The 20,481-nt window shown below is 60.1% G+C and carries 17 protein-coding genes; 13 read left to right on the forward strand and 4 right to left on the reverse strand.

The features are described 5' to 3' along the window. Genes murG through murB form a run of 3 tightly spaced genes read left to right on the forward strand, consistent with a single transcriptional unit; the run spans nucleotide 1 to nucleotide 3,511 of the window. Entirely contained in the window at nucleotides 1-1,137 is a 1,137-nt protein-coding gene (murG, locus tag BLU28_RS05905; protein WP_004442793.1) for an undecaprenyldiphospho-muramoylpentapeptide beta-N-acetylglucosaminyltransferase, read from the forward strand. Continuing rightward, complete coding sequence (murC, locus tag BLU28_RS05910; RefSeq protein ID WP_004442790.1) at nucleotides 1,134-2,549, forward strand: UDP-N-acetylmuramate--L-alanine ligase; 1,416 nt, start codon at nucleotides 1,134-1,136, stop codon at nucleotides 2,547-2,549. The genes murG and murC overlap by 4 nt, the downstream gene beginning before the upstream one ends. After that, nucleotides 2,546-3,511, forward strand: coding sequence for a UDP-N-acetylmuramate dehydrogenase (murB, locus tag BLU28_RS05915; RefSeq protein ID WP_004442789.1), 966 nt, complete (start codon nucleotides 2,546-2,548; stop codon nucleotides 3,509-3,511). Before murC ends, murB begins: the two co-directional genes overlap by 4 nt. 89 nt (nucleotides 3,512-3,600) lie before the next feature. Here murB and BLU28_RS05920 read toward each other — a convergent pair whose 3' ends face one another. Further along, nucleotides 3,601-4,905: an MFS transporter gene (locus BLU28_RS05920; protein ID WP_004442787.1), complete on the reverse strand. Its 1,305-nt coding sequence runs from the start codon at nucleotides 4,903-4,905 to the stop codon at nucleotides 3,601-3,603. A gap of 175 nt (nucleotides 4,906-5,080) precedes the next feature. Next, nucleotides 5,081-5,209, reverse strand: coding sequence for a hypothetical protein (locus tag BLU28_RS26765; protein ID WP_267889667.1), 129 nt, complete (start codon nucleotides 5,207-5,209; stop codon nucleotides 5,081-5,083). Between the two features lie 236 nt (nucleotides 5,210-5,445). On the opposite strand from BLU28_RS26765, the gene BLU28_RS05925 reads away from it, so the two are divergent. From BLU28_RS05925 to BLU28_RS05965, 9 genes are all read left to right on the forward strand, one after another. Further along, complete coding sequence (locus BLU28_RS05925; protein WP_004442785.1) at nucleotides 5,446-6,372, forward strand: D-alanine--D-alanine ligase; 927 nt, start codon at nucleotides 5,446-5,448, stop codon at nucleotides 6,370-6,372. Further along, nucleotides 6,360-7,292, forward strand: coding sequence for a cell division protein FtsQ/DivIB (locus BLU28_RS05930; protein WP_022556596.1), 933 nt, complete (start codon nucleotides 6,360-6,362; stop codon nucleotides 7,290-7,292). Before BLU28_RS05925 ends, BLU28_RS05930 begins: the two co-directional genes overlap by 13 nt. Beyond that, nucleotides 7,289-8,620, forward strand: a complete 1,332-nt coding sequence (ftsA, locus tag BLU28_RS05935) for a cell division protein FtsA (protein WP_004442783.1) — start codon at nucleotides 7,289-7,291, stop codon at nucleotides 8,618-8,620. Before BLU28_RS05930 ends, ftsA begins: the two co-directional genes overlap by 4 nt. A 91-nt stretch (nucleotides 8,621-8,711) precedes the next feature. Further along, nucleotides 8,712-10,466: a cell division protein FtsZ gene (ftsZ, locus tag BLU28_RS05940; protein ID WP_004442782.1), complete on the forward strand. Its 1,755-nt coding sequence runs from the start codon at nucleotides 8,712-8,714 to the stop codon at nucleotides 10,464-10,466. 271 nt (nucleotides 10,467-10,737) lie between these two features. After that, on the forward strand, nucleotides 10,738-11,697 hold the full coding sequence (gene lpxC, locus BLU28_RS05945; RefSeq protein WP_004442781.1) for a UDP-3-O-acyl-N-acetylglucosamine deacetylase: 960 nt from the start codon (nucleotides 10,738-10,740) through the stop codon (nucleotides 11,695-11,697). A 232-nt stretch (nucleotides 11,698-11,929) separates the two neighbouring features. After that, nucleotides 11,930-12,796: an outer membrane protein assembly factor BamD gene (locus tag BLU28_RS05950; RefSeq protein WP_006697761.1), complete on the forward strand. Its 867-nt coding sequence runs from the start codon at nucleotides 11,930-11,932 to the stop codon at nucleotides 12,794-12,796. Nucleotides 12,797-12,811: 15 nt separating this feature from the next. Next, nucleotides 12,812-14,485, forward strand: coding sequence for a DNA repair protein RecN (gene recN / locus BLU28_RS05955; protein WP_077987441.1), 1,674 nt, complete (start codon nucleotides 12,812-12,814; stop codon nucleotides 14,483-14,485). Nucleotides 14,486-14,601: 116 nt separating this feature from the next. Beyond that, nucleotides 14,602-16,776, forward strand: coding sequence for an NAD-dependent DNA ligase LigA (gene ligA / locus BLU28_RS05960; RefSeq protein ID WP_077987442.1), 2,175 nt, complete (start codon nucleotides 14,602-14,604; stop codon nucleotides 16,774-16,776). A 64-nt stretch (nucleotides 16,777-16,840) separates the two neighbouring features. Continuing rightward, complete coding sequence (locus tag BLU28_RS05965) at nucleotides 16,841-17,734, forward strand: aminoglycoside phosphotransferase family protein (protein WP_077987443.1); 894 nt, start codon at nucleotides 16,841-16,843, stop codon at nucleotides 17,732-17,734. A 4-nt stretch (nucleotides 17,735-17,738) separates the two neighbouring features. Here BLU28_RS05965 and BLU28_RS05970 read toward each other — a convergent pair whose 3' ends face one another. Together BLU28_RS05970 and BLU28_RS05975 are read right to left on the reverse strand one after the other, a co-directional pair. Next, the gene (locus tag BLU28_RS05970; protein ID WP_035209694.1) at nucleotides 17,739-18,272 is read right to left on the reverse strand and encodes a GNAT family N-acetyltransferase; all 534 of its coding nucleotides are present in this window, start codon (nucleotides 18,270-18,272) and stop codon (nucleotides 17,739-17,741) included. A 179-nt stretch (nucleotides 18,273-18,451) separates the two neighbouring features. Next, on the reverse strand, nucleotides 18,452-19,381 hold the full coding sequence (locus BLU28_RS05975; protein WP_045531911.1) for a DMT family transporter: 930 nt from the start codon (nucleotides 19,379-19,381) through the stop codon (nucleotides 18,452-18,454). Between the two features lie 197 nt (nucleotides 19,382-19,578). Between BLU28_RS05975 and gcvA the strand changes: the two genes are divergently transcribed. Beyond that, a complete protein-coding gene (gcvA, locus tag BLU28_RS05980; protein WP_004442772.1) occupies nucleotides 19,579-20,481 on the forward strand; it encodes a transcriptional regulator GcvA in 903 nt (300 codons plus the stop codon).

The following is a 20,481-nucleotide window of genomic DNA, read 5'->3' on the forward strand; positions in this document are numbered from 1 at the left end:
ATGAGCAAGGGTATTGTTCTTCTTGCCGCCGGTGGAACCGGCGGCCATGTGTTTCCGGCAGAAGCGCTGGCGCATACGCTGAAGGCACGCGGTTATCAGGTGCATCTCGTCACCGACAGCCGCGCCGAGCGTTATGCGGGCAAGTTTCCGGCAGATGAAATTCATGTGGTTCCGTCTGCCACCATCGGCTCCAAAAACCCAATTTCCGTGGCGGGTTCGCTCTGGAAGCTCTGGGTTGGCCTGCGCGCGGCGCGTCGGCTGGTCGCAAAACTGAAGCCGGTCGCGGTTGTCGGTTTCGGCGGCTATCCCACCGTACCTCCGCTGCTGGCCTCCACCGGGCTTGGAGTGCCGTCGATCATTCACGAACAGAACGCCGTGATGGGCCGCGCCAACAAGGCACTTGCCGGACGCGTAAAGGCAATTGCCGGCGGCTTCCTGCCGCCCGCCAATGGTCAATATTCCGACAAGACCGTCGCGACCGGCAATCCGGTGCGCCCAGCGGTGCTGGCCGCCTCTGAAATACCCTACACCGCCTCGCAGACAGGCGAGCCTTTCCAGCTCGTTGTCTTTGGCGGCAGCCAGGGCGCGCAGTTTTTCTCGAGCGCGGTACCCGCCGCAATCTGCCTCCTGAAAGACGAGCAGCGCAAGCGCATCGTCGTCACCCAGCAGGCGCGGCCGGAAGACAAGGACAGCGTCATCGCCTCCTACCAGAAGCTCGGCGTGAAGGCGGATGTTTCGCCCTTCTTCGGCGATATGGCGTCGCGTATCGGCGAGGCCGATCTGGTCATCAGCCGCTCGGGCGCTTCGACGGTATCGGAGCTTTCGGTGATCGGCCGTCCGTCGATCCTCGTGCCTTATCCGCATGCGCTGGATCATGATCAGGCGGCGAACGCGGCTGCGCTTTCGGCGGCGGGTGGGGCAAGCGTCATCAAGCAGGCGGAGCTCTCGCCGCAGAAGCTCTCTGGCCTGCTGTCCTCGGCGCTTGCCGAACCCGAGCGGCTTTCCGCAACGGCGGCGGCGGCGAAGGCAACCGGCAAACCGCACGCGGCGGATGTGCTGGCCGATCTGGTGGAGGCGATTGCCTCCGGCCGGTCCGTACAGGAATTCAAGAAGAATATTGAAGGAGTTGGGGCATGAAGATGCCGAAAGCCATAGGCCTTGTGCATTTCATCGGCATAGGCGGGATCGGCATGAGCGGCATTGCCGAAGTGCTTCACAATCTCGGCCACCGGGTGCAGGGATCGGACCAGGCCGACAGCGCCAATGTGCAGCGTCTGCGTGACAAGGGCATCGAGGTTTTTGTGGGCCACACGGCTGACAATATCGGCGATGCAGAGGTCGTCGTCGTTTCGACCGCGATCAAGAAGAACAATCCGGAGCTCGTCGCCGCGCGGGAAAAGCACCTGCCGATCGTGCGCCGCGCGGAAATGCTGGCCGAGCTGATGCGCTTCCGTAACGCCATCGCCATCGGCGGCACGCACGGCAAAACGACGACGACCTCCATGGTCGCCACGCTCCTGGAAGCCGGCAATCTCGACCCGACCGTCATCAATGGCGGCATCATCAATGCCTATGGCACCAATGCCCGCATGGGTGAGGGTGAGTGGATGGTGGTGGAGGCCGACGAGTCCGACGGCACTTTCCTGAAGCTGCCGGCTGACGTCGCCGTCATCACCAATATCGATCCGGAACATCTCGACCATTACGGCAATTTCGACGCCGTACGCGCCGCATTCCGTCAGTTCGTCGAGAACGTGCCTTTCTATGGTTTCGGCGTCATGTGCCTCGATCATCCCGAAGTGCAGGCATTGGTTGGCCGCATCGAAGACCGCAAGGTCATCACATATGGCGAGAACCCGCAGGCCGACGTGCGGTTTTCGAATGTCCGCATCGACGGTACGCGCTCGGTCTTCGACGTGGAAATCCGCCGTCGCCGCACCGGCAAGATTTTCTCTTTCAAGGACCTCGTCCTGCCGATGCCCGGCCGCCATAACGTTTCGAATGCGACAGCGGCAATCGCGGTTGCCAATCGTCTCGGCATCTCGGAAGCCGACATCAAGAAGGGGCTTGCCTCCTTCGGTGGTGTCAAGCGACGTTTCACGCTGACGGGCGAAGCCAACGGGGTGCAGGTTTTTGACGATTACGGTCACCACCCGGTCGAGATCAAGGCCGTGCTGAAGGCGGCGCGGGAAGCCTGCAAGGGCCGCATCATCGCCGTGCACCAGCCCCACCGCTACAGCCGTCTTTCGAGCCTGTTTGATGATTTCGCGCATTGTTTCAACGATGCCGATACGATTCTTCTTGCTCCGGTTTATGCAGCGGGCGAAGATCCCATCGAAGGCGCAAGCTCCGAAGCGCTGGTTTCGGCCATCAAGGCCGCTGGCCACCGTGACGCGCGTTTCCTCGAAAAGCGGGAGGACCTTGCGTCACAGGTCGCAGCCATTGCGAATCCGGGTGATTTCGTGGTTCTCTTGGGGGCTGGGAATATCACGCAATGGGCAGCGTCGCTGCCTTCGGAATTGAAGAGCATATCAGGAAAGTCTGAATGAGACAGGTCGATGGGGTTAAATTGCTGGGGAGGCTCGGCGACGGGGTAAAGGAATTGCGGGGACGTCTGACACCGGATGCGCCTATGGACCGCGTGACGTGGTTCAGAGCCGGCGGTCTTGCGGAGGTGATGTTCCAGCCGCACGATACGGATGATCTGATTGCCTTCCTGAAAATTCTGCCGGAAGATGTGCCGCTGACCGTGGTTGGCGTCGGCTCGAACCTTCTGGTGCGTGACGGCGGTATTCCGGGCGTGGTCGTGCGCCTGTCCGCCAAGGGCTTCGGTCAGGTGGAGCTTGCCGGTGAAAACCGCATCAAGGCGGGCGCGATCTGCCCGGACAAGCATATTGCAGCCATGGCCATGGATAATGGCATTGGCGGCTTCCACTTCTATTACGGTATTCCGGGCTCCATCGGCGGAGCGCTGCGCATGAATGCGGGCGCAAACGGCGGCGAGACGCGTGAACGTGTCGTGGAAGTCTATGCGGTCGACCGTCAGGGCAACCAGCATGTGCTTTCCAATGCCGATATGGGCTACAGCTATCGCCATTCCGGCGCCGACGCAGGCCTGATCTTCACCGGTGCGCTCTTCGAGGGCTATCCCGAGGACAAGGCGAAAATCCGCGCCGATATGGATGCGGTGCGTCATCACCGCGAAACCGTGCAGCCGATCCGCGAACAGACCGGCGGCTCGACCTTCAAGAACCCCGAAGGTCATTCCGCATGGGAGCTTATCGATGAGGCGGGCGGTCGTGGTCTTGTGATCGGCGGCGCGCAGATGTCATCACTGCATTGCAATTTCATGATCAATACCGGCCATGCGACCGGTTACGATCTGGAATATCTAGGCGAGACCATCCGCAAGCGCGTGTTTGACAAATCGGGCATCCGGCTGGAATGGGAAATCAAGCGCCTGGGGTTGTTCATGCCCGGTCGTGAAGTGGAGCCTTTTCTGGGGGCTTGATGCGAGTCGGCCTTGCTAAGATGTAAACACATTAAAGCCCGCGAAACTCTCGTTTCGCGGGCTTTTTGTTACTGTCGGTATCTATGGACTCAGACTTCGTCCTTGCGGGACAGAAGAATGCAGGCGAGCGTGATGAGCGCGGATACGCAGAGGTAATAGCCGACATAGCCCATGCCGTAGTTCACCTGCAGCCATGTGGCGATGTAAGGCGCCAGCGACGCGCCGAAGATGCCGGCCATGTTGAAGGTGATGGAAGAGCCGGTATAGCGGACGCGGGTCGGGAAGGGGGCGGCGAGCGCCGTTCCGATCAGGCCGTAAGTCATGCCCATCAGCATCATCGCCAGAGCCGCGAAGACGAAGATCGAGCCTTCGCTGCCGGTCATCAGGCCGGGCAGCAGGAAGGAGAACAGGCCGATCAGCACTGTCGTCAGGATCAGAATTTCGCGGCGACCGAATTTTTCCGCAAGCTTGCCGGCAATCGGAATGAAGATACCGAAAACGACGGAGCCGAGGATCTGAACTTCCAGCGCGTCGAGGAAAGGAATTTTCAGGACCTTGACGTTGTAGGAGAGCAGATAGGCCGTGCCGATGTAGAAGAGCACGAAGGTGGCGAGCGCCACAAAGGTGCCGAGCACGAGGCTGCGCTTGTGGTTGCGGAACAGTTCCGCAACCGGCACGGCCACACGTTCCTCCTTTTCGATGGCCTTCTGGAAGTCGGGCGTTTCGGTGATCGACAGGCGAACCCACATGCCGACCGCGATCAGGATGATCGAGGCGACGAAGGGAATGCGCCAGCCCCAGCTGAGAAGCGCTTCCTGCGACATGAAGTGCAGCAGGATCCAGAACACGCCTGACGAGAGGAACAGGCCGACGGGTGCGCCAAGCTGCGGGAACATGCCGTACCAGCTGCGCTTGCCGGGAGGGGCGTTTTCCGTCGCGAGCAGGACGGCACCGCCCCATTCGCCACCGAGACCGAAGCCCTGGCCGAAGCGGCAAAGTGCGAGCAGCAGCGGCGCCAGAACGCCGGCCGTCTCATAGGACGGCAGCAGGCCGATCACGACCGTCGAGACACCCATGGTCAGCAGCGCCGCGACAAGCGTCGTCTTGCGGCCAACGCGGTCCCCATAGTGGCCGAAGACCACGGCGCCGAGGGGGCGGGCGAAAAAGGCGATGGAGAAAGTTGCGAAAGACGCCAGAAGCGCCGTCATCGGATCATTGTTCGGGAAGAACAATGTCGGGAACACGAGCACTGCGGCCGTGGCGTAAACGTAGAAATCGAAAAACTCGATGGTCGTACCGACCAGACTGGCAGTGAGAACTCGTGCAGGCGAATTTGTCTTTACAGCGTTCGAATTGTCAGCGGTCGGCGATACCGGAGATATCGCGTCGGTCATGGTATTGGTTCCATTTTGGATGATTGCAATGTCATGCCTTGGGAGGCGACATCTGCGTTAACGCAATTTTTGTTCTTATGGAATGCTAAAAAAGAAATAATGCAGATAATGTGATCCATCAGGGCGACACGTGTGGTCACGGCCTCGGAGAACGTTCGTCGATTGAGAGACTGATTCAGGCTGCGGTTTTAAAACCCTGAAACGGCAGATAATTTGCCTGGGGAATAATCCCGTCTGTTAACGTTTCGGCCTTGCCTTTGTCGCGCGGCAGCAGACGCGCCGGCGTCGTTTTATTTCCGATCATTGAAAACCTGCATGTTGCATTCCGCGCAACTCTCTGATTCCAAGGAGGGAATTCGGATCAATGCTGATTCTTTAACAAACTCGGCATGTTGGGCGCGGCGGTTAACGAAAGTAAACGATTCATTAACCTTAATGGCGTTTAACTGGTCTCAAGGGTCATGTGCCAGAATCACCGTTCGTGAAATCCGGTCGGTTCGGAGCGTGGTCCGTAACGGAGAGTTGGTGTCAGAGGTATCGATGAGCGGCAAGCACGTAGCTGTTCTTATGGGTGGATTTTCGTCGGAGCGGCCGGTCAGCCTGTCGTCGGGCAACGCTTGCGCGCAGGCTCTGGAAGACGAGGGCTACAAGGTCACCCGTGTCGATGTCGGCCGCGATGTCGCCGCCGTGCTTGATGCGCTGCGCCCGGACGTCGCTTTCAACGCGCTGCATGGGCCCTTCGGCGAAGACGGCACCATTCAGGGCATCCTCGAATATCTCGCCATTCCCTATACCCATTCCGGCGTGCTCGCCTCGGCGCTTGCCATGGACAAGGCGCAGGCCAAGAAGGTTGCTGCTGCTGCCGGCATTCCTGTCGCCGCCGAGCGAGTCATGAACCGCTTCGATTTCACCAGCGAACATCCGCTGGCGCCGCCTTATGTGGTGAAGCCGGTGCGCGAAGGCTCGAGCTTCGGCGTCGTTATCGTCAAGGAAGACCAGTCGCACCCGCCGCAGATACTCACGTCCTCTGAATGGAAATACGGCGACCATGTCATGGTCGAGCGTTATATCCATGGCCGCGAACTGACCTGCGGGGTGCTCGACGGCGAGGCGCTGGGCGTCACCGAAGTGGTGCCGCTCGGTCACAATTTCTATGATTACGATGCGAAATACGCTGCTGGTGGCTCGAAACATGTCATTCCCGCAGAAATTTCACCGAAAATTTACCAAAAAATTCAAACACTGGCGGTTATGGCGCATCGGGCGATCGGGTGCCGTGGCGTAAGCCGTTCAGACTTTCGTTACGACGACCGTTTCTCAGAAGATGGCGAAGTTATCTGGCTTGAAGTGAATACGCAGCCGGGCATGACGCCGACCTCCCTGGTGCCTGAAATGGCGGCCCATGCTGGCCGCTCCTTTGGTAACCTTGTCAGCTGGATGGTGGAGGACGCTTCGTGTTTGCGGTGATCGGCAAAAAGTCGACGGCAAAAAAGCGCGAGCAATTCGCGGCGGCGGCCAGTGCCGACGATCGCATGGTGTTGCCGCGTCCGCTGCGTCGCGTCGTGCGTTTCGGCGTCAGCCTTGCGACCGGACGTATCCACATTCCCGCCCATACCGGTACGATTGCGGCCGTCGCCTTTTATGCGGCGACCGGGCTTTATGGCATGTCACTCGGCGGCCATACGAATATCGTCACGCAGGCAACGACCTCCGCGGCCGGTTTCGCCGTTGAGGACGTGAAGGTCTCCGGCAACCTGCAGACCTCCGAAATCGATGTCTTCCAGCTTCTCGGTCTCGATGGCAGCACGTCCCTGATCGCGCTCGACATCGACGCCGCGCGCCGCAAGCTGGTGCAGCTTCCCTGGGTTGAGGATGTCGATATCCGCAAGATCTATCCGAAGACGGTCGAGGTTCGTCTGAAGGAGCGTGAGGCTTTTGGCATCTGGCAGCACGGCTCGGAGCTGTCGCTGATCGAAAAGAGCGGCAGTGTCATCGCGCCGCTGCGTGACAACAAGTTTGCCTCGCTGCCGCTTTTCGTCGGCCGCGACGCGGAAACCGGTGCTGCCGGTTTCGTCGAGCAGCTGGCTGACTGGCCGGAAATCCGCAGCCGCGTCCGAGCCTACGTGCGTATCGCCGGCCGCCGCTGGGACCTGCATCTCGACAACGGCATCGTCGTCAAGCTGCCAGAAGAAAACCTGCCGCAGGCGCTGCAATTGCTCGCGCGGCTCGATCTGGAAGAGAAAGTTCTGTCGCGCGATGTCGCTGCCGTGGACCTGCGCCTGTCCGACCGTACAACGATCCAGCTGACCGAAGGTGCCGCCGAACGCCGCCAGGCTGCCGTCGATGCGCGCACCAAGGCTCTCAAGAAAGCGGAGAAGAACACATGAGCTTTTTCGGTTCTTCCCATTTCGGTCTGCCTCGTCTGAAGCCGCTTTCTTCCAAGCGCAGCCACATCGTTTCGGTGCTCGACATCGGCTCGACCAAGGTCGTGTGCATGATCGGCCGGCTGACGCCCCGTCAGGAAAGCGAAATCCTGCCTGGCCGCACCCACAAGGTCGAAATCATCGGCATCGGCCACCAGCGTTCGCGCGGCGTGAAGTCAGGCGTGATTGCCGACCTCGACGCGCTGGAAGGCGTCATCCGTCTTTCAGTCGATGCGGCTGAGCGCATGGCGGGCCTGACCGTCGACAGCCTGATCGTCAATGTTTCCGCCGGCCGCCTGGCGAGCGATATCTACACCGCGAGCATCGATCTCGGCGGCCAGGAAGTGGAAGCAAGCGATCTGCGCAAGGTTCTGGTGGCGGCAAGCCAGCAGTCCATGCGTCAGGACCGGGCGATCCTGCATTCGCTGCCGACGGGCTATTCGCTGGATGGCGAGCGCGGTATCCGCGATCCGCTGTCGATGTACGGCGATCTTCTCGGCGTTGACATGCATGTGGTGACTGTCGAACGCACGGCGCTGAAGAACCTCGAACTTTGCGTCAACCGCGCGCATCTGTCCGTCGAGGGCATGGTTGCGACGCCCTATGCTAGCGGTCTAGCAGCACTGGTGGACGATGAAGTCGAACTCGGCTGCGCCGCCATCGACATGGGCGGCGGCACGACGACGATCTCGGTTTTTGCCGAGGGCCGGCTCATCCATACGGACGCGATCGGCCTTGGCGGCCATCACGTTACGACAGATCTTGCACGAGGCCTCTCGACACGAATCGAAGATGCGGAGAGACTGAAGGTGGTGCATGGTTCGGCTTTGCTGAATGGCGCGGATGAGCGCGACATGATTTCGATCCCGCCGATTGGCGAAGATGATCGCGATCAACCATCGCAAGTTTCAAGAGCATTGGTTACCCGCATCGTGCGGGCACGTATCGAAGAGACGCTGGAATTGATCCGTGATCGTATCCAGAAGTCCGGCTTCAGCCCCATCGTCGGCAAGCGCGTCGTCCTGACCGGCGGCGCGAGCCAGCTGACGGGGCTGCCGGAAACGGCGCGGCGCATTCTTGCCCGCAACGTTCGCATCGGCCGCCCCATGGGCGTGGCCGGTCTTCCGGTCGCGGCAAAGGGCCCGGCGTTTTCAACCGCCTGCGGACTGATGATCTATCCGCAGGTGGCGGACATCGAAATTCATGCGGCGCAAGGCGGAATGTTCTCGCCGTTTGGTAACGGTAGCGGCCGGATAGCCCGGGTGGGGCAGTGGCTGAAAGAGAGTTTTTGAGTAGCCTCGGGGCGCAAGCCGGAGGTTTCAGAGTTGAGTTTCAAGAATCGGCCAGCGGGGCGATGCGGCCAGAGAAAGAAGGAATGTTAAAATGACGATACAGCTGCAGAAGCCTGATATCACAGAGCTGAAGCCACGCATCACCGTCTTCGGTGTCGGTGGCGGTGGTGGTAACGCTGTCAACAACATGATCACGGCTGGCCTCCAGGGCGTCGACTTCGTTGTCGCCAACACGGATGCCCAGGCGTTGACCATGACGAAGGCAGATCGGGTCATTCAGCTCGGCGTCAACGTCACTGAAGGTCTCGGCGCCGGTTCCCAGCCGGAAGTCGGGCGCGCTGCCGCTGAAGAATGCATCGACGAGATCATCGATCACCTTAACGGCACGCATATGTGCTTCGTCACCGCCGGCATGGGCGGCGGCACCGGCACCGGTGCTGCTCCTGTTGTCGCGCAGGCTGCGCGCAACAAGGGCATCCTGACGGTTGGCGTCGTCACCAAGCCTTTCCACTTCGAAGGCGGCCGCCGCATGCGTCTTGCCGAACAGGGCATCGAGGAACTGCAGAAGTCCGTCGATACGCTGATCGTCATTCCGAACCAGAACCTCTTCCGTATTGCCAATGACAAGACGACCTTTGCGGACGCCTTCGCCATGGCCGACCAGGTTCTCTATTCCGGCGTTGCCTGCATTACCGACCTGATGGTGAAGGAAGGTCTCATCAACCTCGACTTCGCCGACGTCCGTTCGGTCATGCGCGAAATGGGCCGCGCGATGATGGGCACCGGCGAGGCTTCCGGTCCGGGCCGCGCAATGCAGGCCGCGGAAGCGGCGATCGCCAACCCGCTGCTCGACGAAACCTCGATGAAGGGTGCACAGGGCCTCTTGATCTCCATCACCGGCGGTCGCGACCTCACCCTCTTCGAAGTCGACGAAGCTGCGACCCGTATTCGCGAAGAAGTTGATCCGGATGCGAACATCATCCTCGGCGCAACCTTCGATGAAGCGCTTGAAGGCCTCATCCGCGTCTCCGTCGTTGCAACCGGCATTGACCGCGTTGCAGGCGTCGGCGAGCAGAACGTTGCCGAAATGCGCGCCGCAGCCGCCGCTGCAAAGCCGCTTATCCGTCCTTCCGCGGCCGTTGCTCCCGCTCCGGCCGCAGTACAGCCTGCCGCAGTTTCGCAGGCACCGAAGGCCGTAGACCCGATCGCCCAGACCATCCGTTCGGCTGAGGCCGAAATGGAACGTGAACTCGGTTTTGCCGCACATCAGCAGCCGGCCCAGGACTTCCGTCCGCAGAGCAAGCTGTTCGCATCCTCTCCGGCTGAAGCACCGGCGGCACTTCGTCCGGCCCAGCCGGTTCAGCAGGCCGCTCCGGCTCCGGTTGCTCCGGCACCGGTCTATCACGCTCCGGAACAGCATGCTGCTCCGGCACCGCGCATGCAGCAGCCGCAGGCTCCCGTCTATCAGGAACCTGCACCGGTTGCCCGCCAGCCTGAGCCGGTTCGCATGCCGAAGGTCGAAGACTTCCCGCCGGTCGTGAAGGCCGAGCTGGACCACCGCACCCATGCCGCTCCTGCTGCCCAGGAAGAGCGTGGCCCGATGGGTCTTCTGAAGCGCATCACCAACTCGCTTGGTCGCCGCGAAGAAGAAGAAGTTCCTTCCGACATGATGGATGCGCCGAGCATGGCGCCGCAGCGCCGCGCACCGCTTTCGCCGGAAGCAAGCCTCTACGCACCGCGTCGCGGCCAGCTCGACGATCACGGCCGTGCAACGCCTGCATCGTCCAGCCACCACGATGATGACCAGCTGGAAATCCCGGCCTTCCTGCGCCGCCAGTCCAACTGAGGGCGATTCCATTAGCCTCTCGAAACGCCCGGATCCGACGATCCGGGCGTTTTGTTTATTTTACGTTATTAACACTAAATTAATTAGCGTTGTCAGCCGCTTACGCATGTAACAATCCGAAACGAACAGTGATTTGTCGTGGCACGTACATGTGCGTATGTATGAGGCTGGGTAAAGGAACAGACTGACTTCGCCGGTCGTTAAAACCCGGCTTGAAAACTTGAACGGCGCTGGCCCCAAGCGGCGCGGTTTGCAAAAAAGGCATACACTAATGACTATCGGACTGCTCGGATTTCAGACAACTATCGCACATGCCGTTCAGCTTAAAGGCATTGGCGTGCATTCCGGCAATCCGGTCTCGATGACGTTCCAGCCCGCAGAAGCTGGAACGGGCATCGTCTTCCATCGCCTCCATGACAATGGCAGCGTCACCGAGCTGAAGGCAGTGTCTGCCAATGTCGGCAATACCGATCTGTGCACCGTGCTTGGCCGTTCGCTTTCCCAGTCGGTAGCGACGATCGAGCACGTCATGGCCGCCATCTACGCCATGGGCCTCGACAACCTTGTCGTCGAGGTAGACGGTCCGGAAGCGCCGATCATGGATGGCAGCTCTGCTCCCTTCATTGAAGCGATCGAATCGGTCGGCATCAAGAACCTTGGCGTGAAGCGCCGCTATATCAGGGTCACCAAGCCGGTGCGTATCGATTCGGGTGCGTCCTGGGCGGAGTTCCGTCCTTATGACGGTACGCGCTTCGAGGTCGACATCGATTTCGACACGCCGCTGATCGGCAAGCAATCCTGGAAGGGTGACCTGACGGCAGAGACGTTCAAGAACGAACTGTCGCGTGCCCGTACTTTTGGCTTTATGCGTGATGTCGAGCGCCTTTGGGCCGCCGGTTATGCACTGGGCTCCTCGCTTGAGAATTCGGTTGTCATTTCCGACGACAACAGCGTCATCAACATGGAAGGCCTGCGTTACGCCAAGGACGAGTTCGTCCGCCACAAGACGCTTGACGCGGTGGGCGACCTGGCACTTGCGGGCGCTCAGTTCATCGGTTGCTACCGTTCTTATCGCGGTGGTCACAAGGTCAATGCCAATGCGCTGAAGGCCCTGCTGAGCGACCGTACGGCTTACGAGATCGTAGAGGCTCCGGCCGCACGCAACCAGATGGTGCGCGCCCGCGAATTTGTGGCCGTCAATATGCCCGAATTCGCGCCCTGGTCCGCGTAAGGTCTTTTGAAGGCTATCAATTGACAGAAAAGCCGCTCCTTCGGGGCGGCTTTTTCGTGAGACGGAGCAGGAAGTTGCAAATTATCGCCGGATAATCGTGCGATTGCATGGGGTGATGCCATAAAAATGCGTTAATGCGTCATCATTGCGTTGCCCTGCGGATGCTTTTATGGCTAGAACGCCAATACAAAGCCGATGCTTATGTATTTGCGCGGGAAGTGGGAACTGTCGAATGAAGCATGTAGGGTCTGGTGCAATGAAGGGTACGATGCGGGGGATCGCCGTTTCGTTGATGTTGGTCGGCGCGAGCGTCGTCGTCACTGCCTGCCAGTCCGATCCGGATATCGACATCACCAAGCTCGGCGTGGAGACCGATCCGCCTGACGTTCTGTACAAGCAAGCGCTGGCGAACATGAACAAAGGCAATATGACGGAAGCCTCACGCAAGTTCGAGGCGATTGACAAGCAGTACCCCTTCACCGAATGGGGCCAGAAGGCGCTTGTCATGCAGACCTTCATTGCCACGCGCACCAACAAGAACGATGTGGCAATCACCACCGGTAGCCGTTTCCTGCGGCAATATCCGCGTTCCAAGGACGCCGCTTACGTTCAGTACATGATCGGTCTTGCCTATTCGAAGCAGATTTCCGACGTCACGCAGGACCAGCGCGCCGCGCAGCGCACAGTTGAGGCGATGAACAAGGTCGTCAACGATTATCCCGATTCGGAATATGTCGCGGATGCGCAGGCCAAGATCCGTTTCGCCCGCGATCAGCTTGCCGGCCGCGAAATGCAGGTCGGTCGTTATTACCTTGAGCGCAAGGAATATCTCGCCGCCGTGTCGCGTTTCCGCATTGTCGTCGAGCAGTACCAGAACACCAACCAGATCGAGGAAGCGCTGGCGCGTCTGACGGAAGCCTATTACGCGATGGGCCTGGTGGACGAAGCGCAGACTGCGGCTGCCGTTCTCGGCAACAACTATCCCGACAGCCAATGGTATGCGGATTCCTACAAGCTGCTGAAGGGCCAGGGCCTGGAGCCGCGTGAGAATAAGGGGTCCTGGATTTCGCGCGCCGGCAAGAAGCTCATCGGCGCCTGAGACGGGGCATAGGCCATGCTGGTCCAGCTCTCAATTCGCGATATTGTTCTCATCGAAAGGCTCGACCTCGGTTTCGAGGCGGGCCTTTCCGTGTTGACGGGCGAGACGGGTGCGGGCAAATCCATTCTTCTCGATAGTCTCTCGCTGGCGCTTGGCGGCCGCGGCGATGGCGGCCTTGTGCGCCACGGGGAGGAAAAGGGGCAGGTCACCGCGACTTTCGAGGTGCCGAACAATCATCCGACACGGCTTCTCCTGCGCGAAAACGGTCTCGATGACGATGGCGACCTGATTTTCCGCCGCGTGCAATCTTCCGACGGGCGCACCAAGGCCTATATCAACGATCAGGCCATCAGCGTGCAGATGATGCGCCAGCTTGGTCAGATGCTGGTCGAGATTCACGGCCAGCATGATGATCGTGCGCTTGTCGATACGGATGCGCACCGCACGCTGCTGGATGCCTTTGCCGGGCTGAGCGAAGAGGCTCGCGCTGTTCAGGCATTCTATCGCACCTGGAAAGATGCTGACCGGGCCTTAAAGACGCATCGCGCAAAAGTCGAGGCTGCGGCGCGCGAGGCGGATTACCTGCGCTCTTCCGTCGAGGAATTGGAAGCTCTTTCGCCGCGCGATGGCGAGGAGGATGAACTGGCCGAACGCCGGGCGGTGATGCAAAAATCCGAACGCATCGCTGGCGATATTGCTGAAGCCAGCGAATTCCTGAACGGCAATGCTTCGCCCGTGCCTGTCATAGCATCCATGATGCGGCGTCTGGAGCGCAAGAGCCACGAGGCTCCCGGCCTGCTGGAAGACACCGTGCAATTGCTGGATGCCGCGCTGGACAATCTTTCCAATGCGCAGATGGAAGTGGAAGCGGCGCTGCGCCGCACAGAATTCGATCCGCGCGAGCTGGAGCGGGTGGAGGAGCGGCTGTTCGCGTTGCGCGCCGCCGGACGCAAATATAATGTCGCCGTGCCAGACCTCCCCGCTCTCGCCGAAAAAATGGTGGCCGATCTCGCCGATCTCGACGCCGGCGAAGAAAAGCTTGGCAAGCTCGAGGCCAATCTCGGCGTCGTGAAGGCTGATTTTGACCGTGCCGCGCAGTCGCTTTCCGACAAACGCCGTAATGCAGCGGAAGCGCTTTCCAACGCTGTCATGGCCGAGCTTCCGGCGTTGAAGCTGGAGCGGGCGCGGTTTACCGTCGAGGTCACCTCCGATCCCGAGCAGGCGACGGCCGACGGCATCGACACGGTGGAATTCCACGTGCAGACCAACCCGGGCACGCGCCCAGGTCCGATCATGAAGGTCGCATCAGGCGGCGAATTGTCTCGCTTCCTGCTGGCGCTGAAAGTGGCGCTGGCGGATCGCGGTTCGGCACCGACTCTGGTGTTCGACGAAATCGACACGGGTGTCGGTGGCGCGGTGGCGGATGCCATCGGCCAGCGGCTGCGCCGCCTGTCCAAAACCGTGCAGGTCCTTTCCGTCACCCATGCGCCGCAGGTGGCGGCACGGGCGGCGACCCATCTTCTCATTTCAAAGGGTCCGTCCGGCGACGGCAGCGAGCGTATCGCCACGCGCGTCGCCACGATGGAGCCGCAGCACCGCACCGAAGAGATTGCCCGTATGCTTGCTGGCGCGTCCGTGACGGACGAGGCGAGGGCTGCTGCCGCTCGTCTTCTCGCAGCCAAGGACTGACCCTTCGCGGCAATGCCAGTGCAGTGCCTTTCGGCATTGTGAGTCCAGCGGCAAAACTGTTTTTAATGTTTGTTATTTCGGCTAAAAGCGTTCGGTAATTCCGAAAAGAGGCCGTCATGTCGAAAGACCAGAAACCCGTTGAAAACCTCACCGAGCTTGAAGCCTCTTCGGAGCTTGCATTTCTGGCGGCCGAGCTTGCCCGCCATGACGCGCTTTACCATGGCAAGGATGCGCCGGAGATTTCCGATGCGGAGTATGACGCGCTGAAGCGGCGCAACGACGCCATCGAAGCGAATTTCCCGGCGCTGGTGCGGGCCGACAGCCCATCGAAAAAAGTAGGCTTCGCGCCGCTTCCGACCTTTGCGCCCATCGTGCATGCGCGACCGATGCTGTCGCTCGACAATACGTTCTCGGAAGAAGATCTGCGCGACTTCGTCAGTTCGGTTTATCGTTTCCTCGGGCATCTGCCTGATGACTCCATTGCTTTCACTGCGGAACCGAAGATCGACGGGCTTTCCATGTCCATCCGCTACGAAAACCGCAGGCTGAAGACAGCGGCGACGCGCGGTGACGGCACGACCGGCGAAAATGTCACTCCCAATATCAGGACCATCAAGGAAATTCCGAACGAGCTGCCCGCCGATGCGCCCGATGTGGTGGAAGTGCGCGGCGAGGTCTATATGGCCAAAAGCGACTTTCTGGCGCTCAACGCCCAGATGGAAGCGGAAGGCAAGCAGACCTACGTGAACCCGCGCAATACTGCCTCCGGCTCCCTGCGTCAGCTGGACGCCAATGTGACGGCGAAACGCAAGCTGCGGTTTTTCGCCTACGCCCTCGGCGAGGTTTCGAATGGCGGTCAGCCGACGCGGATTGCTGATACCCAATATGGCATCGTCGAGAAGTTCAGGGAATGGGGTTTCCCGGTTAATCCGCTGATGAAGCGATTCACGTCCGCCCAGCAATTGCTTGAGCATTATAATGAAATCGGTGTTGCGCGGCCCGATCTCGATTACGATATCGACGGTGTGGTCTACAAGGTCGACCGGCTTGATCTGCAGGAACGGCTTGGCTTCCGCTCGCGCAGCCCGCGTTGGGCGACCGCACATAAATTTCCAGCAGAGCAAGCCTTCACGACGGTTGAAAATATCGAAATTCAGGTTGGCCGCACCGGCGCGCTGACACCTGTCGCGCGTCTTACCCCCATCACTGTCGGCGGTGTCGTCGTTACCAATGCCACGCTGCATAATGCCGATTATATCGAGGGCATCGGGAATAGCGGTGAGCGCATCCGCCCGGAAGATCACGATATCCGCATCGGCGACACTGTTATCGTGCAGCGGGCCGGCGATGTCATTCCGCAGGTGCTGGACGTGCTTCTGGAAAAGCGACCGGCCGGCGCGGCAAAATATGCCTTCCCGGAAAAATGTCCGGTCTGCGGCAGCCATGCGGTGCGGGAGCGTAATGAGAAGACCGGCAAGCTCGATTCGGTCACGCGCTGCACCGGCGGTTTCGTCTGCCGGGCCCAGGCGGTGGAGCATCTGAAACATTTCGTCTCGCGTAATGCCTTCGATATCGAAGGGCTGGGCACCAAGCAGATCGATTTCTTCTTCGAAAGTGACGATCCTGCGCTCTCGATCAAGACCGCACCCGACATCTTCACGCTGAAGGCGCGTCAGGATGCTTCCCATCTGACCAAGCTCGAAAATATCGACGGTTTTGGCAAGGTCAGCGTCAGGAAGCTGTTCGACGCCATCGATGCCCGCCGCGAGATCGATCTGCACAGGCTCATCTTCGCGCTGGGCATCCGCCATGTGGGTGAGACTACGGCGAAGCTTCTGGCGCGCTCCTATGGCACTTACGACCATTTCGAAGAAAGCATGAAGGCGGCGCCGGATCCCGCAAGCGATGCGTGGGCCGAGCTTAATGCCATCGACGGCATCGGCGAGGTGGTGGCCCGCGCCATTGTCGAGTTCTACAAGGAGCCACGCAACCTAGACGTCATCGATCGGCTGATAAGGGAACTTCGTCCGAAAGAGGCGGAAAAGCCTTCTACGGAAGGCAGCCCGGTGGCAGGCAAGACGGTGGTGTTTACCGGCTCGCTGGAGAAGTTTACCCGCGACGAGGCGAAGGCCCGGGCGGAAAGTCTGGGCGCCAAGGTTGCCGGTTCCGTTTCGAAAAAGACCGATATTCTGGTGGCGGGGCCGGGAGCGGGCTCCAAGCTTGCCAAGGCGGCGGAACTGGGCGTGCAGACCATGGATGAGGACGAGTGGCTGGCCCTGATCGGCGGCTAAGGGGCCGTCATGGAAATATTGTCCTCTGCCGCTAGAGCTTTGTGCCTGAGACGGAGGATAAGGCATGGATGACCGCATCGTCGTCAGCGCAGAGCAGGTCCGGGCGCTGGTTGTCAGCCAGTTTCCTCAATGGGCGGCGTTAGATGTTCGGCCGGTGGAACTGAGCGGCTGGGACAATCGCAGTTTTCGCCTTGGCGATGAAATGCTCATCCGCATGCCGAGCGCCACCCGTTACGTGGCGCAGGTCGAGAAGGAGCATCGATGGCTGCCAACGCTAGCGCCTTTCCTGCCTTTTCCGATCCCTGCTCCAGTAGCGCTCGGGCAGCCGGGGCAGGGTTATCCGTTTCGTTGGTCGGTCTATCGCTGGCTCGAAGGGGAACCGCTTGCTCAGCATCTGGAGAAGGTCGATCTGTCGGTCATTGCCATTGATGTCGCCACGTTCTTGAGATCATTACATGAGGCGGATGCTGTGGATGGCCCGGTCGCAGGGGCGCATAACTTTCACCGCGGGGGCTCGCTTGCAGTCTATGACGGGGAAACGAAGGCCTCGGCGGCGCGGCTTGCCGGTGAGGTGGATCAGGCGCTGGCTATCGAGATATGGCAGCTTGCGCTTTCGAGCTATTGGCAAAAGCAGCGGGTGTGGGTGCATGGCGACATTGCCGAGGGCAATCTGCTGGTGAAGGATGGCAGGCTTTCGGCCGTCATCGACTTCGGCAGTTCCGGCGTAGGCGATCCGTCTTCTGATCTCATTCTCGCGTGGAATGTGCTTGATGCTGAAAGCCGGGCTGTTTTTCGCAGAGCGCTCGATCTGGATGAGGCCACATGGCAGCGCGGGCGCGGGTGGGCCTTATGGAAGGCGCTGATCGTTCTGGATGCCGAGCGCGGCCGTAACGAAAAAATGGCCGAATGGTCGCGCCGGACCATTCGGGAAGTGTTTGCCGACCACTTGCGCAGCTAACCGACTATCGAAGTCGCGCCATCACGTGGGCATCAACGTATTTGCCATCTCGATAGGCGTCGTTGCGCAGGGTGCCTTCAAGTTCAAAACCGAATTTCTCGTAAAGCCGGATCGCGGGGAGATTGTCGGTGAAGACGTTGAGTTCGATGCGGCGGATATCGTGCCAATTATCGGCGGTGTCGATCAAAGCCGCCAGAATATATGTTCCGACACCTCTGCCGGCAAAATCGTCGTGGACACTGATTACCAGATCGGCGATGTGGGACTGTCTTCCTGCCCTGCGGAACAGTCCTGCATTGGCAACGATCTTTCCCCGCCATTCGCCAACGATGGCGATATCGTTTGGGCCGCGGTTCTCCATCGATTTTCGTGTTTTTTCAACCGACTGAAATGGTTGTCGAAGCGTGCCGTGACGGACGCCGGGCAGGTTGAACATTTCTGTCAGGGCTTCAGCGTCGTCCAGACGCGCGGCGCGCAGGACGACTTCATTCAAGCTGAATTGCGAATCTTCATTATCGGCAAATTTCACAGTCTGCATGCCTGTCTCCTTGGGCGTATGGGAGCAGGAGTGCGAACCCTGCTCGACTGGCAGGGTGGAAATGGATCGCTTAACGCGACGACATACCTTCCCCTGCCGGGTGGCCGGTGATGGTGTGACGACGGGTGGTGTTCTGCTTCGCGATCATGGGCGCACAATGCTTTTGCCGTGTAATTCTGTCAAGCAGGTGCGTTGCGCAGCAGGCTTCTGAGTTTTGACGGCAGCCTGCCGTCGATCGCCGCGAGACCCGCAGCAATCATCGCCATGCCGGCGAAGTGCTTCATTTCCAGTTGCTCCCCTAGAAGCAGGGAACCGAGCAGGATGGCGCTGACGGGGATGAGGAAGGTGACGAGGGCAAGGTTGGTGGCGCCGGCGCTGGCAAGAATGCGGAAGAAAATGAGATAGGCGAGCGCCGTCGAGAGCAGTGCGATGCCGACAAGCGCGCCCCACGTGCCGAGGCTCGGCATGGCGAGTGTCCATGGCTTGTCGATGAGAAGGGCGGCCGGGATCAGCATCAGTGCCGAAGAGGAAATCTGGCCGGTGGCGGTCATCAGCGGCGGCACACCCATGGCCTTGAAGCGGCGGCCGAATATGCCCGCGAAGGCATAAGAGATGGCCGCGCCGAGGACGGCGATCTGGCCCCAGAGGCCGGATGAGCCGGTAAAGGCGGCGGGGCCGATCATGGTCGCCACGCCGGCAAAGCCGACCAATACGCCGGTCAGCTTATTGCCGGTCATCTTTTCATCAGTGGTGAGAAAATGCGCGACGATAACCGTGAAGAGCGGCGTTGTGGCATTGAGGATCGAAGCCAGTCCGCTGGCAATATGGGTCTGGCCCCAGACGATCAGGCAGAAGGGAATGATGTTATTTAGAAGGCCCATGCCGAAAAAGGCGCGCCACACCGCCCATTGCCTCGGCAGGCGAAGGCCCATGATGCGGCAGACGATCTGAAGCGCGATTGCCGCAAGGGTAACACGCAGTGCGACGATGGTGACGGGAGGTAGCTCCTTGACCGCAACACCGATGAAAAAGAACGATCCGCCCCACAGGAGCGAAAGCGCGACGAGCATCGCCCATTCGCGGGCATCCATCTGTTTCTGTATCGCCATTATCATCTCCAACGCATGAGCATCGACATGATCGCAGACGGGATCCCCGCCATCCACCCGATATTGGTTGAGTAAATCTCAAGCTCGGAGGTGATGGGTTTTCACGTCGCTCTGTGTCTTGTTGCGTTCATTTACTCTCTGTTTTATGATGTTTTCAAACGATTGTTTCTCGTTCGATAATTGAGTTGAGCTAAATCATGTCCGCCGAACTCCCGTCTCTGAAAGGGCTGCAGGCCTTCGAGGCCGCAGCGCGCTATCGCAGCGTCACGCTTGCCTCCAACGAGTTGAATGTCACGCCCGGCGCCGTCAGTCTGCAAATCCGGGAGCTGGAGGCGCGGCTTGGTGTGCAATTGTTTTTTCGCAAGCCGCGTAGCATCCAGCTGACGCGCGAGGGGGAGCGTTATTACGGCGCGCTCCGCACCGCTTTCCGGATGATGCGCGAGGCGACGGCGGAGCTGACAGCGCGGTCTGAGATCACCGTTTTGACGCTGAGCTGCACACCGACCTTCGCCGTCCAATGGCTGATGCCGCGATTGCCCGCCTTCCAGCAGCAGCACCCGCAGGTGGATGTGCGCATCAGCGTCACGAACCGATTGGTGGATTTTTCGAGGGACGACGTCGATCTGGCCGTCCGGCACGGTTTCGGACGGTACGAAGGGCTTGAGAGCATCCGCTTCATTGATGACAGCACGTTGCCGGTCTGCTCGCCCCAGCTTCTTGAAAAATACGGCCCGCTACGGGAAGCGGGCGATCTGAAATCGGTCCCGCTGCTGCATGATGAAAACCGCAATGAATGGCGGCGCTGGCTGGAAGCGGCAGGTGCAGCGGAAGTCGACGCGTCCGGCGGCACCGTTTTCATCGACAGCAACGGCGCGCTGGATGCCGCCAAGGCCGGGCATGGCATTGCACTGACCCGGCGTTCGCTCGTTTCCCGCGAGCTTGCCGAAGGTGCATTGATTGCGCCATTCGGTAAGGACATGGCCAGCACGCTCGCCTATTTCCTCGTTTATCCCAGGCGTATGCTCGATAATCCCGATCTCGTGACGCTCATCGACTGGATGCTTTCGGAAGCGCATTCCAGCGAAGCCGGTTCTCTTTGA

This window comes from Agrobacterium pusense, from assembly GCF_900102105.1.
GTDB lineage: Bacteria > Pseudomonadota > Alphaproteobacteria > Rhizobiales > Rhizobiaceae > Agrobacterium > Agrobacterium pusense.

Coding starts and splice junctions, on each gene's coding strand:
- murG (WP_004442793.1), top strand. CDS start 1: ATGAGCAAGGGTATTGTTCTTCTTGCCGCCGGTGGAACCGGCGGCCAT.
- murC (WP_004442790.1), top strand. CDS start 1,134: ATGAAGATGCCGAAAGCCATAGGCCTTGTGCATTTCATCGGCATAGGC.
- murB (WP_004442789.1), top strand. CDS start 2,546: ATGAGACAGGTCGATGGGGTTAAATTGCTGGGGAGGCTCGGCGACGGG.
- BLU28_RS05920 (WP_004442787.1), bottom strand. CDS start 4,905: ATGACCGACGCGATATCTCCGGTATCGCCGACCGCTGACAATTCGAAC.
- BLU28_RS26765 (WP_267889667.1), bottom strand. CDS start 5,209: ATGATCGGAAATAAAACGACGCCGGCGCGTCTGCTGCCGCGCGACAAA.
- BLU28_RS05925 (WP_004442785.1), top strand. CDS start 5,446: ATGAGCGGCAAGCACGTAGCTGTTCTTATGGGTGGATTTTCGTCGGAG.
- ftsA (WP_004442783.1), top strand. CDS start 7,289: ATGAGCTTTTTCGGTTCTTCCCATTTCGGTCTGCCTCGTCTGAAGCCG.
- ftsZ (WP_004442782.1), top strand. CDS start 8,712: ATGACGATACAGCTGCAGAAGCCTGATATCACAGAGCTGAAGCCACGC.
- lpxC (WP_004442781.1), top strand. CDS start 10,738: ATGACTATCGGACTGCTCGGATTTCAGACAACTATCGCACATGCCGTT.
- BLU28_RS05950 (WP_006697761.1), top strand. CDS start 11,930: ATGAAGCATGTAGGGTCTGGTGCAATGAAGGGTACGATGCGGGGGATC.
- recN (WP_077987441.1), top strand. CDS start 12,812: ATGCTGGTCCAGCTCTCAATTCGCGATATTGTTCTCATCGAAAGGCTC.
- ligA (WP_077987442.1), top strand. CDS start 14,602: ATGTCGAAAGACCAGAAACCCGTTGAAAACCTCACCGAGCTTGAAGCC.
- BLU28_RS05965 (WP_077987443.1), top strand. CDS start 16,841: ATGGATGACCGCATCGTCGTCAGCGCAGAGCAGGTCCGGGCGCTGGTT.
- BLU28_RS05970 (WP_035209694.1), bottom strand. CDS start 18,272: ATGCAGACTGTGAAATTTGCCGATAATGAAGATTCGCAATTCAGCTTG.
- BLU28_RS05975 (WP_045531911.1), bottom strand. CDS start 19,381: ATGGCGATACAGAAACAGATGGATGCCCGCGAATGGGCGATGCTCGTC.
- gcvA (WP_004442772.1), top strand. CDS start 19,579: ATGTCCGCCGAACTCCCGTCTCTGAAAGGGCTGCAGGCCTTCGAGGCC.